Origin of the sequence: Natrinema sp. HArc-T2 (assembly GCF_041821085.1) — an archaeon.
Classification (GTDB): Archaea; Halobacteriota; Halobacteria; order Halobacteriales; family Natrialbaceae; genus Natrinema.
The window spans coordinates 596,668-611,602 of sequence record NZ_JBGUAZ010000001.1 but is presented as its reverse complement, the minus strand read 5'-3'; the positions used below and the strand labels follow the sequence as shown (position 1 = coordinate 611,602).

Genomic DNA, 14,935 nt, shown 5'->3' with positions numbered 1-14,935 from the left:
GACGCGACGCAGTCAGGGCGCCCTTGACCCCGAGAGCAACGATTCGAACACCTGCTTCTGTGCGCGCCGGAGGTGTTGATGGAACGTCGCCGGTGCGATCTCGAGCGATTCGGAGATGTCCTCGCCGGTGGCATCGCGGGGCCACTCGAAAAAGCCCGCGTGATATGCGGCCTTGAGAGCCGCTCGCTGGCGTTCGGTAAGTTCGCCAGTTAACACATGACGAACACGTTCGGTGGTCTCGGGGCGCGAGATCTGGCGGTGTTTCAGCAGTTCCGCGGTTGGGAACGTCGTTCGAACGGCATCGATGACCTGCCGGCTATCTACACCCGGTGCGAAGTGAAGTGTTATCTGATAGTCGCCGTCTTCAATAACAGCACTGTCGATAGTGCCACCCAATGAAGCGAGTTCCGAAAGCACTGGCGACCCAGAGAGCCGAAGTTCGAAGTTCGTCACCCCATCGGTAGACCGGTAGGTGACAGCAGTCCAGTGCGGGAATGCCTCGACGAGCCCATCCAAACCCTCGACGGCGTCTTCCGTCACCGTCCCATAGACGAGGAATTCATTTTTCTTGATGGGAACTCTTTGATCAAACGTGATTGTGCCCTCGGCTGGCGTGTCGGTTCCAGTGGCGTCGAAAATATCTCGAATGCGGAACTGCAGTTCGACAACGTCGTCGCTCATCAACGCCCGCTTGCGCTCGGTGGCGGCAATCGCGTGGCCGATGATCTCGCCCAGTTGACTGATGACCGCTCGTTCCTCTTCTTCGAACGCGTTCGGTCGGTCAGTGTAGACGTTCAACACTCCGTAGACGGTGTCCTCGTAGACGATCGGAATCGCCGCTGACGAGCGGAAGTTGTACTTCTTGACGTGGTCGCGCCAGGGGTCGTATCTGCTATCAGTTTCGATGTCCTGTGCCGTCTGGATCTCGCGCTCGAGAATCGCCTGCCCCGTCGGTCCCTTGCTGCGCTCGTCGGTCGGGTCAGCAGAGATCGTAATCTCGTCGAGATAGCCCTCGACGCCGGCCCCTGTTCGCATGTTCACGGTTTGTGAAGAGACATCGGCATCGCCGATCCAAGCGAACAGATACGACTCCGCCTCGGCGAGGCGCTCACAAACGACGTGCTCGATCTCCTCGCGTGTGGACTGGTCGATCACCTCGTCGGTAATACTGCGGGCAACATCGTTGAGGTTGTTGAGTGCGGCGAGTTGCTCGCGCTGGCGCTCGAGGTCCTGTTCATATTCTTTGCGCTCAGTGATGTCTTGGAACGCGCCACGGAGTGCGACCACCTCGCCGTCGGTTTGCACGGGGTTGCAGATGGTCCGAACCCATCGCAGGCCGCCGTCGGCAGGTTCGATTCGAAGCGTGAGATCGTACGGCTCGCCGTCCTCGAGCGCGTGCTCGACCGCCTCGCGGACCCGCGGTCGATCCTCGGGATGGTAGAACGAGATCGATTGCTCGAGGTCGACCTCCTGCTCGGGTGAGAGACCATGGATCCGATAGACCTCGTCGGTCCATCGGAGTTCGGCGGGCGTCGTGGTCACGTCGAGTTGCCAGGCACCCACGTTCGCCAGTTGCTGGGACTGTTCGAGCAGTTCCGTCGTTCGCTCGAGACTGGCCTCGCGTTCGCGGAGTCGAGTTTCTTTTTCCTTCCGGTCACTGATATCGGTGAAATAGACCGAGAGGCCGGACTCCGAGGGGTACACCCTCACGATCTCCCAGATGTCGAGCGGGTCGGAGTAGCGTTCGAAACTCGTCGCAGTCTGGGTAGTCAGCGCCGTCTCGTATCGGTCACGGAGCAGGTCATCGTCGGAGACGGACAGCGCCTGCCAGATGTTCCTGCCGAGCAACTTGGACTCGGGCCGGCCCAGCAGCGTCTCAGCGCGGTCGTTGACGTAGGTAAATCGCAGTTCGTCGTCGAGTGCGTAGAACGCGTCGTCGATCCGCTCGAAGACCGCGTCGAGTTCGGTCTCGAGATCCTCGCGCTGGCGCTCGAGGCGCTGTGTCTGTGCTTTGAGTTGCGTAATGTCGGCCGTTGTGACGACAACACCGGCGCCGTCGTCGAGCGGTTCGGCGTTTACGGAAAGCCACCGTGTCTGGCTATCGGGACTGTCGACCTGTATGTGTTGATCGTTGATTGACTCACCAGTTGCGAGTACCCGCGTTGCCGGACGCTCTGCGTACGGAATTTCCTCGCCATGCTCGTCGAACAGGGGAACGTCGCCGATCACGTACGTTGTGGGATCCGCTCCAGATAATCCGAGATTCTCGGTAAACCGCCGGTTCACGCGTCGGACCTCGCCGTCGGTGTCGAAGATACCGATCCCCGTCGGGCTTACCTCGAGGACGCGCTCGAGGAGCGTCCGTTCCGTGAGACGGGCGTGCTCCGAGCGTTTCCGGTCGGTCACGTCGTAGTAGAGTTCGATCCGCCCGCCAGCGTAGTCGCCGGACTCGATCGGTTTGCTCCGGTGCTCGAGCCAGCGCGCCTCACGGTTTTCACTCGCCGTGACGCGACACTCGAACCGTTCGGCATACGTATTATTCTCGTAGGTCGCTAGCACGGTATCGGCGAACGATGCACCGTCATCGACGACGCTCGAGAGGTGGTCCGTCACGAGCGCTTGTTTATCGCGACCGAGTGCGTGTTCGCGATCGAGATCGAAGTACTGCTCGGCGGTCTCGTTGAGCCACACGACCTCGAGATCCGCATCGAGAACGAACAGGCCGATCTCGGCGTCGTTGATCACATCGTCGATCAGCGGCCCAGTACCTGCCGGGTGGCCACCGGTTTCGGTTGGCCGATCGACCGCCGACGGCGGTCGCCACCAGACACGAGCGCTCGCCCCGACTTTCTTGGTCTCGAGTCGGTCGTGCTCGACGAGGCGCTCTAACCGGTCGTACGTGCTCCGTCGACCGAGGTCGAGCTTGGTAGCCACCTCGTTGGTCGTCCGCGGGACTCCAGCGCCATCGAAACATGCAAGCGTTTCCCGGAGATTGTCGGTCAACGCAGAAGACGTCATTGCCACCCCTACATCGCCTTGGACGTATAACACCTCCGCCGGCGGAGTTGTCGACGGCGGCGAATCCGGTCTATCGACACCGGCTGGCGGGTCGGCACCGCCCAATCCAAACTGGTCCGACAGCGAGCCGACATAGTCTGTCACATACCTAATCACATCTAGCGTCTCCTTCCCAGAAGTCCGTCTCCGTTCGGTATCCGCGGGTACGACGCCAGCGAAACACGACTCGAGCCGTGGTCGTGTCCAAGCCGTGCTGACGCGTGGGCACTCACCGCGCTATGACGGCGCTGGCACGTCGTACGTCGTCTCGAGATACGTGATCAGCTCCGCGACCATCGCCGGATCGTACGTCCAGAACCCGTAGAACGACCCTGGATGGCGCTCTTCTGCGAGTAACGCACAGGCTTCCTGGTCGTTGTCGCCACCGTCGAAGACGACGAACCAGTAGTCGCCGAGTTCGCTACCGCGCTCCGAGACGACGGCCACACCCTCGGGGACCGGCTCGGTCCACTCGTCGTCTATAAACACCGCGACCGAAAGCGAATCGTGACGCCCGAATCGCTCGTAGACGTCCGTCTGTGCCGCGAACGCCCGCGCGCGTTCGAACCCCGCGTATAACCGGCCGGCCCCGACACGCCACGCCCGGTCTTCGATCTCGCGGGTCGTTGCCAGCATCTGCCGACGACTGTAGGAGGTAAACAACGTCTCCTCGAGGAAGCTGAACAGTTCCGCTCGATCGTCGTCGGTCTCGGCGAGTTCCCACGGTGGATGGGTCCGCGGCGAGAGGATCGCCGCAAACTGATCGAGTCCTAACGCACCGCGGAACGTGCCGTCGGCGCTCCGGATGATCACGAACCCCGCCCCGTCGAGCGAGCCAAGCAACTGGCGGCGCACGTCGACGTTTCGCGTCTCGAACTGCCGGCGGAGCCCCTCGAAGATCGCGTCGTCGTCCGTGTGGACCTCGAGCGTTTTCCGTTGGCCTTCGACCGTCTCGATTGGATCACCAAGTTCGTTCATGGCTCCGAGTCGCTCACCCCCAGCGCGGCGCTGACAGCCTCCGGGATGTCGGTGTCGGTGACGGTCTTCGCCGCAGTATCGAACGTAATGAATCCCAGGTCTTCGAGTTGAGGCAGGATCGAATGATACAGCCGCAGTCGAATCTGGTCGCGGTCGGACGGTGCGGCGATCGTTCCCGTCTCACTGGCGGCTGTGGCGGTGACCACGTCGGCCAGTTCCTCGAGCGTCGGCGTTGGATTGTCGTGGAGGGAGACGAGCACGGAGCGAGCGTGACAGTCTCCAAGCAAGCGGACGACGTCGTCGAACGGGAACTCATCGGTCGCTGCGCGGAGCGCACGCAGATCGGGTTCGAACTGTTCGTCGCCCATAGCTAGTCGTGTGTTTCCACATCACAAATAGATGAGCACGTCGCCTGCAGCGACAGACAGCACCGATCGTGCTACGCGTTCTGCCGACACGCGTACGGATCGCCGTCTCGAGTTCCCGACACACCCGCAACCCTCTCTGAGGTGTGCTGGCACTGACTGACAGCAGTCCGTCTCACACGCTTTCGGCGCAACACTGTCGGTGACGGTTCGATCCGATCGTCCGGTCGGCGATTCGACCGTCGTGCGAGAATCCTGCAGGGCTAAGTGTCCCCGTCCCCGAGGACGTGGTAATGAACGGCAACCGCTTCGGTCGCCTGTTTCAGGTGACCACGTTCGGCGAGAGCCACGGGGAGGCGATGGGCTGTACCATCTCGGGCTGTCCCGCCGGCCTCGAGCTCTCCGAAGAGGACATTCAGGAAGACCTCGATCGGCGAAAACCGGGCCAGTCGATGATCACGACCAGCCGCGGCGAGCCCGACGACGTCGCGATCAAATCGGGGGTTCAGGACGGCTACACGACGGGGACGCCGATCGGGCTCGTCATCCAGAACAAGGACGCCCGCTCGGGCAAATACGAACCCTTCATCACCGCGCCGCGACCGAGCCACGGCGATTTCACCTACTCGGCCAAGTTCGGCACGCGAAACTGGGGCGGCGGTGGCCGTTCCTCCGCGCGTGAGACGGTCAACTGGGTCGCTGCGGGCGCAATCGCGAAGAAACTACTCGCACGCGAAGGGATCGAGCTCAAAGCCCACGTCAACCAGATCGGCGACGTCGAGGCCCCAGAAGTGAGCTTCGAGGAGATGCTCGAGCACTCGGAAGAAAACGACGTCCGGTGTGCTCACCCCGAAACCGCCGAGGAGATGCAGGACCTGATCGCGGAGTATCAGGACGAGGGCGACTCCATCGGCGGGAGCATCTACTTCGAGGCCCAGGGCGTTCCCGTCGGCCTCGGCGCACCCCGATTCGACTCGCTGTCCGCGCGACTCGGCCAGGCCATGATGGCCGTCCCAGCGGCGACCGCTTTCGAGTTCGGCCTCGGCCGCGAGGCCCGCGAGTGGACCGGCAAGGAGCGCAACGACGACTGGGAATTCGACGACGAGGGCAACCCGACGCCGGTCGAGAACGACCACGGCGGCATCCAGGGCGGCATCTCGAGCGGCGAACCGATCTACGGCGAGGTCACGCTCCACGCGCCCACGTCGATCCCCAAGTCCCAGCAGACCGCCGACTGGGAGACCGGCGAAATAAAAGAGGAGAAGGTCATCGGCCGTCACGACCCCGTGCTCCCACCGCGTGGCGTCCCCGTCGTCGAGGCGATGCTCGCGTTGACGCTCGTCGACTTCATGCTCCTGTCGGGCCGGCTCAACCCCGACCGCGTCGACGGCCAGCCCGGCGAGTACGACACGGACTACCACCCCAGCAACCCGCGCAACGAGTAACGCTCCGTCACCAGCGTTCAGTTCTGACCTGTGGTGGCGCGCGCTGTGCCGCGGTGAGCGGAGAGCGAACCGCGGCCCGAAGCTGCGCGAGGGATGAGCGAACAGCGTGAGCGAATCGGCTGGGGAGGGTGTGGCGATTCCATGCCGCCACAGTAGCAGGACACTTCGTTCTCCTCACACCCACGCATTTCCGTTTACAAACTATCACAGCCGGCCAGCATATCGGCTCGAGCGGTGTTTCTCGAGCGTAACACCTAACCCGCCCTCCGTGGTCGACGACGTATGCGGGATTTTCACGTCCACTCGAACTACTCGGACGGTGAGTTCCTCCGGTCGATGGTCCGAGCAGCCGAGTCGGCCGACCTCGAGGGCGTCGGTGTCGCCGACCACTGCAACGTGGCCACGCGCGAACATCACGCGTCGATGCGCAGCATCTACGGCTTCAATCTCGATCTCACCTACGAGCGCCGCCGACGGGGGATCGACCGCCTGCGGGAGGAGTTCGATCTCGCGATCTACGACGCCGTCGAGATGGACTACGATCCACGCGACGAGGCTGCGATCGAGACGTTCCTCGCGGAGGCGGGGTTCGACTACGCGATCGGCAGCGTCCACGATGTCGACGGCCAAAACGTCCAAGTGTCGTCCCACTTCGACACAATGAGCGAGGCTGAGCGCGATGCGATCGTCGACGCGTATTTCGAACAACTCGTTGCACTCGTCGAATCGGAACTGTTCGAGATCGCGGCCCACGTCGACTTGCTCGAGCGGACGCCGCCGCTGCAGGGCCGGGCAACCGACGACCACTATCGGCGTGTGGCACGGGCGTTTACCGAGTCGCGAACGATTCCGGAACTCAACGCCGGGCGGGCGCTGTCCGACGCCGGCGTCGTCCATCCGTCGGATCGGTTCCTGTCGGTCCTGCGCGAGTACGACGTGGCCGTGACCGTCGGCACTGACTCCCATCGGCCGACCGAGATTCCCGATCGTGCCGACTTCCTCGCCGATTTTATTGCTGAAACCGGCCTCGAACCGGTCGTTCCCGACGGACTCGAGCGGTGACGAGGAGCGGTCGTCCACGACTACACGCAGCCGGCGATCCGCCGCTGGGTCAGCCGGTGCGACAGTCGAGGGGGGTGTGATCCCATCGTCGCTGCCGGTGTGATCGGTCGTCGAGTGGCGTCCATCGGGTGGGATCAGTATCGGACCTTGAAAGTCATGTTCTCTATGATGTTCATCGGGTGGTACTACACAATTATAAATGCTAGATATATGTGGGATGGTGTCGTACCACAGGATAGCCACATGGCAAATTTTGACATTGAAACTGCAGACGGTCGACGGGAAGCACTACGCCGGATGGTAACTATCCGGGCGTTCGACGAAGAGGCGGGGAATCGATTCGCAGACGGGGAGATACCGGGGTTCGTCCACCTCTATATCGGCGAGGAAGCGGTGGGCGTCGGCACCTGTGCGTCGCTCGACTCCGACGACTATATCGCGAGCACGCACCGCGGTCACGGCCACTGCATCGCGAAGGGACTCGATCCGAAGTATATGATGGCCGAGCTCTACGGCAAGGCCGAGGGCTACTGTAACGGCAAGGGTGGCTCGATGCACATCGCAGACGTCGACGCCGGGATGCTCGGCGCGAACGGTATCGTCGGCGCGGGGCCGCCGATGGCGACCGGCGCGGCCCTGTCGATCGACTATCAGGACCGCGACCAGGTCGCGGTCGGCTTCCTCGGCGATGGTGCGGTCGCCCAGGGACAGGTCCACGAGGCGATCAACCTCGCCTCGACGTGGGACCTGCCAGCGATCTTCGTCGTCGAGAACAACCACTACGGGGAGGGGACCCCAGTCGAGAAGCAACACAACCTCGAGAACCTGAGCGATACGGCCCAGGCCTACGACATTCCCGGCGTAACCGTCGACGGGATGGACATCACCGCCGTCGCGGAGGCGGTCGCCGAAGCCCGGGAACGAGCGCGGGCCGGCGATGGGCCGACGATGGTCGAGGCCCAGACGTACCGCTACCGCGGCCACTACGAGGGCGACGAGGAACCCTACCGCGACGACGAGGAGGTCGAGCGCTGGCGGGAGCAGGACCCGATCGAGTCGTTCAAAGACCGACTGATCGAGCGCGGCGAACTGACCCAAGAGGAGTTCGACGACCTTCGAGCCGAGATCGAGGCGTCGATCGACGACGCCGTCGAATATGCACAGGAGACGGACTATCCGGAACTGAGCGCGGCCTACGAAGACATGTTCGTCGAGCAGCCGCCGGAACTCGAGCGATTCGCGAACGTCGCACGTACCGACGGCGGCGCGAACGGAGGTGACCACCGATGACTGCACAGGCAGAACTCGAACAGGAGACCGAGACGATGACCGTCCGGGAGGCGATCCGACAGGGCCTCCGCGAAGAACTCGAGCGCGACGAAGACGTCTACGTGATGGGCGAAGACGTCGGGCTCTTCGGCGGCGTCCTCGAGGTAACGAGCGGCCTCTACGAGGAGTTCGGCGAGGAGCGGGTCCGGGATACGCCGATCAGCGAGGCCGGCTTCATGGGCGCGGCGACCGGTGCGGCGGCGACTGGCACACGACCGGTCGTCGAACTCATGTTCTCGGATTTCATGGGCGTCTCGATGGAACAGATCATGAACCAGATGGCAAAGATGCACTACATGTTCGGCGGGAAAGCCGAACTGCCGGTCACCGTCCGAACCACCGAGGGCGGTGGGATGGGCGCTGCCAGCCAGCACTCGGGGACGGTCCACACCTGGATCGCCCACTTCCCTGGGCTGAAAGCCGTCGCACCGGGAACCGCCGCGAGCGCGAAAGGGCTGACGAAAGCCGCCATCCGCTCGGACGATCCCGTCTTCGTCTTCGAGAACAAGATGATCTACGAGCAGTCGGGCGAAGTGCCGACCGACGAGGACTATACGGTCCCACTCGGGGAGGCAGCCGTCGAACGCGAGGGCGAGGACGTCACCGTCGTCGCCACCCAGCGACTCGTCGGTGAGTCCCTCGGCGTGGCCGACTCCCTCGAAGGCGACGTCAGCGTCGAGGTCATCGATCCGCGCTCGCTGTACCCGCTCGATACCGACACGATCGTCGAGAGCGTCGAGAAGACCGGTCGGCTGGTCGTCGCCGACGAGAGCCCGCTCTCGTATGGCACCCACGCGGAGATCATCGCCCGCGTCCAGGAAGAGGCGTTCTTCAGCCTCGATGCACCGATCCAGCGGGTCGGCACGCCGGATACGCACATGCCGTTTAGCCCACCGCTCGAGCAGGAGGTCCTACCCGGTGACGACGATGTCAGAGCCGCCATCGAGCGGATCGCGTAGCGGGGTCCGTGCGTGGCGACTCTCGGACTGATCGTCAACCCCGCTGCAGGTCGTGACATCCGCCGGCTCACTGGCGGTGCGAGCGTCGTCGACAACTACGCGAAGCGCCGGGTCGCCGAGTGCGTTTGCGATGGCCTGACGGTTGCAGGCGAGCCCGTCGAAGTGCTCGTCATGCCTGACCGGACAGGAATCGCCGACCACGCGGTCGCGAAAGCACCCGACGAGATCGATGCGACGACGCTCGAGATGCCGATCGAAGAGAACGCGACCGATACCCGCCGAGCAGCAGCCCGGTTTCGCGACGCCGTCGATGTCGCGGTCGTCCTCGGCGGCGACGGGACGACCCGCGACGCCGCGCTCGAACTCGGCGACGTGCCGCTCGTTGCCGTCTCGACGGGCACGAACAACGTCGTCCCTGCAGCCGTCGATGGCACCGTCGCGGGCGCGGCTGCGGCACTCGTCGCCACCGGGACCGTCGCGGCCGAGACTGTGACGACCCGCCACGGGACGGTCGAGGCACGCGCCGAGACACCGACTGGCGAGCGGCGGCTGACCGGCCTTGCGGCAGCCGAGGTCTCCTCGAAGTCGTTTATTGGGACCCGCGCGTTGCTCGATCCGGCTGATCTCCGCGGCGGGGTCGTCTCGCAGGCCCATCCCGGCGACATCGGGCTCCCAGCCGTTGCGGGTGCGCTCGAGCCGCTGTCACCGACCGACCCCGGCGGTATCACCGTCCGACTCGACGATCCCGCAGATGCACCGCGGTCCGTCCGTGCAATCGTCGCGCCGGGCGTCACCGCGACGGTCGGCGTCGCGTCGTGCGAGCGACTCGAGCCGAACGAGTCCGCCACGTTCGACGTGCCCGACGGCGTCGTCGGTGCCGACGGCGAGCGCGAACTCGAGCTCACCGACGCGATGGTCGAACTGACGCCCGTCCCCGATGGGCCGCGGCTCGTAGATGTCCACGCGACGCTCGAGGCGGGTGCGCGAGCAGGTGGCTTCGAGGTCGACGCTGTCGACGAGGGGCGGACGGAGTAGCCCGCGCTGAGCCCGAGGGCAAACCATTACCTCGACCGTCGTGGTAGCGGTGGTCGCCACAATGGTGCCTGACAACATTCCACAATTGGCGGTCGAGATTCCGGAGCTGTCACAGGTCGCGTTCGTCGTCGAGGACATCGACGACGGGATGGATCGGTTCGGCTCGATCCTCGGCGTCGGCCCGTGGGACGTCTACCGGTTCGAGCCGCCGACGCTCACCGACCGGACCTACCACGGCGAGTCCCACGAGTATTCGATGGTGCTCGCGCTCACTCAGCTCGGCGAGACGATGATCGAGCTGATCGAACCGCTCGAGGGAGAGAGTATCTACACGGAGCACCTCGAGGAACATGGCGAAGGGCTGCATCACGTCGCCTGTTTTGCCTTCGACGACCCCCACGCGGTCGTCGAGGAGTTCGAAGACGCCGGCCTGCCGGTCATCCAGAGCGGCAACTACGGCGGCACCGAATACTGGTACTTCGACACCGCCGACGAACTCAACGGCGCGATCTTCGAGACTGCGGCGAACGTCGACGCGATGCCGGAGCCGGATCGGACCTATCCAGAGTAGCGGACTGCCGAACAGCCCGTCCGATTTTAGAGGCGCTCCCAGGAGAGGTCGAGTTCCAGATCCTCCCGAAGCATCTGCGAGACGTGACAGCCTCGTTCGCCGAGGTCGACGAGCCGATCGACGCTCTCGTCGTCTTCGTCGGTCGCAAGCCGGATCGTCGCTGCGATGTCCTCGACGCCTCCCTCCTCTGGCGTCGCGTCCACATCGACCTGGATCTCCTCGACCAACATGTCGCGTTTGCTCGCCTGAAATCTGGTACTCAACGAGAGACACGAGGCGAGGCCGCCGAGCGCGACATCGACCGGGGTCGGGCCGGTCTCGGTGCCACCGCTGGATTCGGGTTCGTCGTACGTCCACTCGAAGGAGCCGGCCTCGATGCGACCGTGCATTCCCTCGGGGTTCGTGGCGGTGACCGATCGGCCGGGCATCTCCGTCTCTGCCCCGGCAGCCCCGCGGTCGGCCGCGTCGGCGACGTCCTCGGGAAGGAGCGGCCACGGATTTTCGACGTAGTCGACGAGCGTCTCGAGGAAACGAGCCGCGTCCGCGCCGTCGACGACCCGGTGGTCGAACGAGAGATCGAACGGGAGGTGGCGTCGCCACTCGATGCTGTCGTCGTCGCCGCGAGTCGGCTGCTCGGCGATGGCGTCGACGCCGAGGATGGCGACCTGTGGCGGGTTGATAATCGGATCGAACGCCTCGACGCCGAGAACGCCGAGATTTGTCACGGTGAACGTCCCACCCTGTAAGTCGTCCATGGTGTAGTCGCCGCTGGTTGCGCGGCCAACGAGATCACGTCGTTCGTCGGCGATTTCGGCAAGCGATTTTGCCCCGACATCCGGAAGCACCGGCGCAATCAGTCCCTGTTCGATGTCGACGGCGATACCGAGGTTGTGTTCCTCCCAGAGTTCGTGGACGTCGTCTTCGAATGTCGCGTTGAACGCGGGATGGTCCGCGAGCGTCGCCGAGATGACCTGAAGGAGCACGTCCTGAACCGAGACGTCGGTTGCGAGAGTGGCGTCTGCGGCGTCGGCAGCCGAAAGCAGCGCCTCGGCGTCGGCCTCGCGATGGACGGTCACGTGGACGGCCTCGCGGTCGCTCTCGCTCAGTCGCGAGGCGATCGTCTTGCGCATCCCACCGAACGGTCGCTGTTCGGCAAGGGTCCGGCTCGTTCCGCCGGTCTCCGCTGTGGCAGCTGCCTCGACGTCGTCTTCGGTGATCGCCCCCTGATAGCCGGTCCCCTCGACGCTCGCGAGGTCGACACCCAGTTCGTCAGCGCGAGCGCGCGCTCGCGGCGAGGCGTCCGGCTCACCGCCGCCCGCGCCCGTTCCCTCACTTGCCGCCCGTTCGACGTCGTCCTCGGTGATCGCGCCCTGATAGCCGGTTCCCTCGACGGTCGCCAGTTCGACACCCAGTTCCGCTGCCCGGTCTCGAGCACGGGGTGAGGCCCTGCTCTCATCCGCTGTCTCGCCGCCGGCGCCTGCTTCGGGCTCGCTCGCGGCTGTTTCAGCCGCGGGCTCGTCCGGTTCGGGCTCGGGTTCAGCCTCCTCGACCTCGACGTTGGCCTCTAAGTCGCTCGTCGCTTCGGCCTCGAGGTCGCTGATGTCGGCCTCGCTCGGCGCGACGATCCCGATCGGGGTCCCCGGCGGAACCGTCTCGTCGACCTCGAGGTAGGTCCGTCGCACGACTCCGTCTTCGCGGGCTTCGATCTCTCCGATACTCTTTTCGGACTCGACTTCGGCGATCAGGTCCCCCTCAGAAACCGACTCATCCTCGCTGACGGCCCACTCGAGAAGTGTTCCGCGTTCCATCTCGAGACCGAGTTTCGGCATCCGGACGATGTATCCCATGGGAACATACAACATGGGGGCCGTATAAAAGCTACCGACGAAACCGCAGGCATCCGTGGTGTCTGTTTCATGCGGTCCCCTGTCACGATGTCGCGGTTGCACCGGGATAGGAGACCATATGACACCCACTGAGTGGTGTCCGTCTCTGTGTGTTGATTGTAATGACGGTGGTGGGACCGTTTGGTTCGGTGGGGAGTCTCGACTCGGTAAGTGAATATGGTGGTGGACTACTCGTTTCGCCCCGATAGTAATGATCGATCACACATATTCTTCAACGGATGTTCATCCTTCACGAAAGATACTTGTCAATCCATAGCAAAGGCTTTAGGCACGGTAGTGCGAAAATTCGGATACGGTTGGCCCATCGGCCACTGATCCACTATGAGTAGCGACGAACTTATCTGGCGAATCGCAGGCGGTTCCGGTGACGGGATCGACTCGACGAGCCAGAACTTCGCCAAGGCGCTGATGCGCTCGGGGCTCGACGTATTCACTCACCGACACTATCCGTCGCGGATTCGCGGCGGCCACACGTACGTCGAGATTCGTGCCGCAGACCACGAGGTACAGTCACGTGGAGACGGCTACAACTTCCTGCTCGCACTGGGTGACTCCTTCGCCCGCAACCCGCAGGAAGACGCCTTCTACGGCAACGAGGAGATCAAGCCTCTCTCGGAGAACCTCGATGAACTCCGCGAGGGCGGGATCATCATCTACGACGAGGGACTCATCAGCGAGGAGGACGTCGAAGCGCTCGATCTCGAGGCTCGTGCCGAGGAGAACGACTGGCACGTCTTCCCGATGGACCTCCGCGGACTCGCCCGGGAACACGGTCGTGAGGTCATGCGTAACACCGCCGGCGTCGGCGCGACGGCTGCGCTGCTCGAGATGGATCTCGAACACATCGAGGACCTGATGTCCGACGCGATGGGCGGGGACATTCTCGAGGCGAACCTCGAGATCCTCCACGAGGCCTACGACACCGTCACCGAGGAATACGACTTCGAGCACGACCTGCGAGCCCCCGAGGGCTCCCACGAGACCGAGCAGGCGCTGCTGTCGGGTTCGAACGCGATCGCCTACGGCGCGATCGACGCCGGCTGTCGGTTCATCGCTGGCTACCCGATGACGCCGTGGACGGACGTCTTTACCATCCTCAGTCAGAACTTCCCCGACATGGGTGGCGTCTCCGAGCAGGTCGAAGACGAGATCGCTGCTGCGGCGCTGGCCGTCGGTGCGAGCCACGCCGGCGTCAAAGCCATGTCCGGCTCCTCCGGCGGTGGCTTCGCTCTGATGAGCGAGCCGCTGGGCTTAGCAGAGATGACCGAGACGCCGCTGGTCCTCATCGAGGCCATGCGTGCCGGTCCTTCGACCGGGATGCCGACGAAACCCGAGCAGTCCGACTTAGAGCATATCCTCTATACGAGTCAGGGAGACTCCCAGCGCGTCGTCTTCGCGCCCGGGAACATCGAGGAAGCCTACGAGCAGACTCGACTGGCGTTCGAGATCGCCTGGGACTATCAGATTCCGTCGATCATCATCTACGACCAGAAGCTCTCCGGTGAGAACACCAACGTCGATGTCGAGTTCTTCGACCGCGAACCGCAGCCGGATCTGGGCGCGACGCTGACCGAGGAGGAACTCCGGGAAGCCGCCCACGACAACTCCGGGAAGTTCAAGCGCTTCAACTACGAGGACGCCGAAAACGGCGTTTCACAGCGCTCGATTCCCGGCCAGAAGGGCGGGCGCTTCCTCGCGACCGGGAACGAACACAGCCCCGTCGGCCACATCAATGAGGACCCCGACAACCGTGTCGCCCAGATGGACCGACGCCTCGAGAAACTCGAGTCGATCCGCGAGGACCTCGACAGCCGAGAGTCGTCGACTCAGACCTACTTCGGCGACGAGACGGCCGACTACGGCGTCATCACGTGGGGCTCGAGTCAGGGTGCCGTCGAGGAGGCCGTCAAGCGACTCAACGACGACGGCCACTCGGTGAAAGGCATCAGCGTCTCCGACATGATGCCGTTCGCGGAGGCCGAGGTGACCGAGTTCTTGGAGAGTGTCGACGAGGCGATGGTCGTCGAGATGAACGCGACCGCGCAGTTCCGCGGCCTGCTCCAGAAGGAACTGGGCCGGTTCGGCGAGAAGCTGACCAGCCTGCTGAAGTACAACGGCAACCCCTTCGAGCCCGCCGAGATCGTCGAGGGCTACGAAGTCAACTTCGTCGAGGAAGACCGCGAACCGACCGCACAGGTACGAATCGAACCAGCTGCAGGTGACTGAC

Annotated in this window: 11 protein-coding genes; 7 read left to right on the top strand and 4 right to left on the bottom strand. The window is 63.9% G+C overall.

Annotated features, from left to right (window positions below):
* Positions 1-12 precede the first annotated feature (12 nt).
* The 3 genes from ACERI1_RS03110 to ACERI1_RS03100 all read right to left on the bottom strand — a co-directional run bounded on the left by ACERI1_RS03110 (position 13) and on the right by ACERI1_RS03100 (position 4,403).
* Positions 13-3,018, bottom strand: a complete 3,006-nt coding sequence (locus tag ACERI1_RS03110) for a PAS domain-containing protein (protein WP_373616563.1) — start codon at positions 3,016-3,018, stop codon at positions 13-15.
* A gap of 276 nt (positions 3,019-3,294) precedes the next feature.
* Complete coding sequence (locus tag ACERI1_RS03105; protein WP_373616562.1) at positions 3,295-4,035, bottom strand: DICT sensory domain-containing protein; 741 nt, start codon at positions 4,033-4,035, stop codon at positions 3,295-3,297.
* A complete protein-coding gene (locus ACERI1_RS03100; protein WP_373616561.1) occupies positions 4,032-4,403 on the bottom strand; it encodes a hypothetical protein in 372 nt (123 codons plus the stop codon). Before ACERI1_RS03100 ends, ACERI1_RS03105 begins: the two co-directional genes overlap by 4 nt.
* A gap of 290 nt (positions 4,404-4,693) precedes the next feature.
* Here ACERI1_RS03100 and aroC point away from each other — a divergent pair, with 290 nt between their 5' ends.
* The 6 genes from aroC to ACERI1_RS03070 all read left to right on the top strand — a co-directional run bounded on the left by aroC (position 4,694) and on the right by ACERI1_RS03070 (position 10,801).
* Positions 4,694-5,845: a chorismate synthase gene (gene aroC, locus ACERI1_RS03095; protein ID WP_373616560.1), complete on the top strand. Its 1,152-nt coding sequence runs from the start codon at positions 4,694-4,696 to the stop codon at positions 5,843-5,845.
* A gap of 282 nt (positions 5,846-6,127) precedes the next feature.
* Positions 6,128-6,907 (top strand): PHP domain-containing protein, encoded by a 780-nt coding sequence (locus tag ACERI1_RS03090; RefSeq protein WP_373616559.1) that lies wholly within the window; start codon positions 6,128-6,130, stop codon positions 6,905-6,907.
* A gap of 243 nt (positions 6,908-7,150) precedes the next feature.
* Positions 7,151-8,197 (top strand): thiamine pyrophosphate-dependent dehydrogenase E1 component subunit alpha, encoded by a 1,047-nt coding sequence (locus ACERI1_RS03085; RefSeq protein WP_373616557.1) that lies wholly within the window; start codon positions 7,151-7,153, stop codon positions 8,195-8,197.
* Entirely contained in the window at positions 8,194-9,195 is a 1,002-nt protein-coding gene (locus ACERI1_RS03080) for an alpha-ketoacid dehydrogenase subunit beta (protein ID WP_373616556.1), read from the top strand. Before ACERI1_RS03085 ends, ACERI1_RS03080 begins: the two co-directional genes overlap by 4 nt.
* Positions 9,196-9,207: 12 nt before the next feature.
* Entirely contained in the window at positions 9,208-10,230 is a 1,023-nt protein-coding gene (locus ACERI1_RS03075) for an NAD(+)/NADH kinase (RefSeq protein WP_373616555.1), read from the top strand.
* Between the two features lie 61 nt (positions 10,231-10,291).
* On the top strand, positions 10,292-10,801 hold the full coding sequence (locus ACERI1_RS03070) for a VOC family protein (protein WP_373616554.1): 510 nt from the start codon (positions 10,292-10,294) through the stop codon (positions 10,799-10,801).
* 26 nt (positions 10,802-10,827) lie between these two features.
* Here the strand turns inward: ACERI1_RS03070 and ACERI1_RS03065 are convergent, their stop codons facing one another.
* Entirely contained in the window at positions 10,828-12,648 is a 1,821-nt protein-coding gene (locus ACERI1_RS03065; RefSeq protein WP_373616553.1) for a 2-oxo acid dehydrogenase subunit E2, read from the bottom strand.
* Positions 12,649-13,029: 381 nt separating this feature from the next.
* Between ACERI1_RS03065 and ACERI1_RS03060 the strand changes: the two genes are divergently transcribed.
* Positions 13,030-14,934 carry a 2-oxoacid:acceptor oxidoreductase subunit alpha gene (locus tag ACERI1_RS03060; protein WP_373616552.1) on the top strand — a complete coding sequence of 635 codons (1,905 nt, stop codon included), beginning with the start codon at positions 13,030-13,032 and terminating at the stop codon, positions 14,932-14,934.
* Position 14,935: the final 1 nt, after the last annotated feature.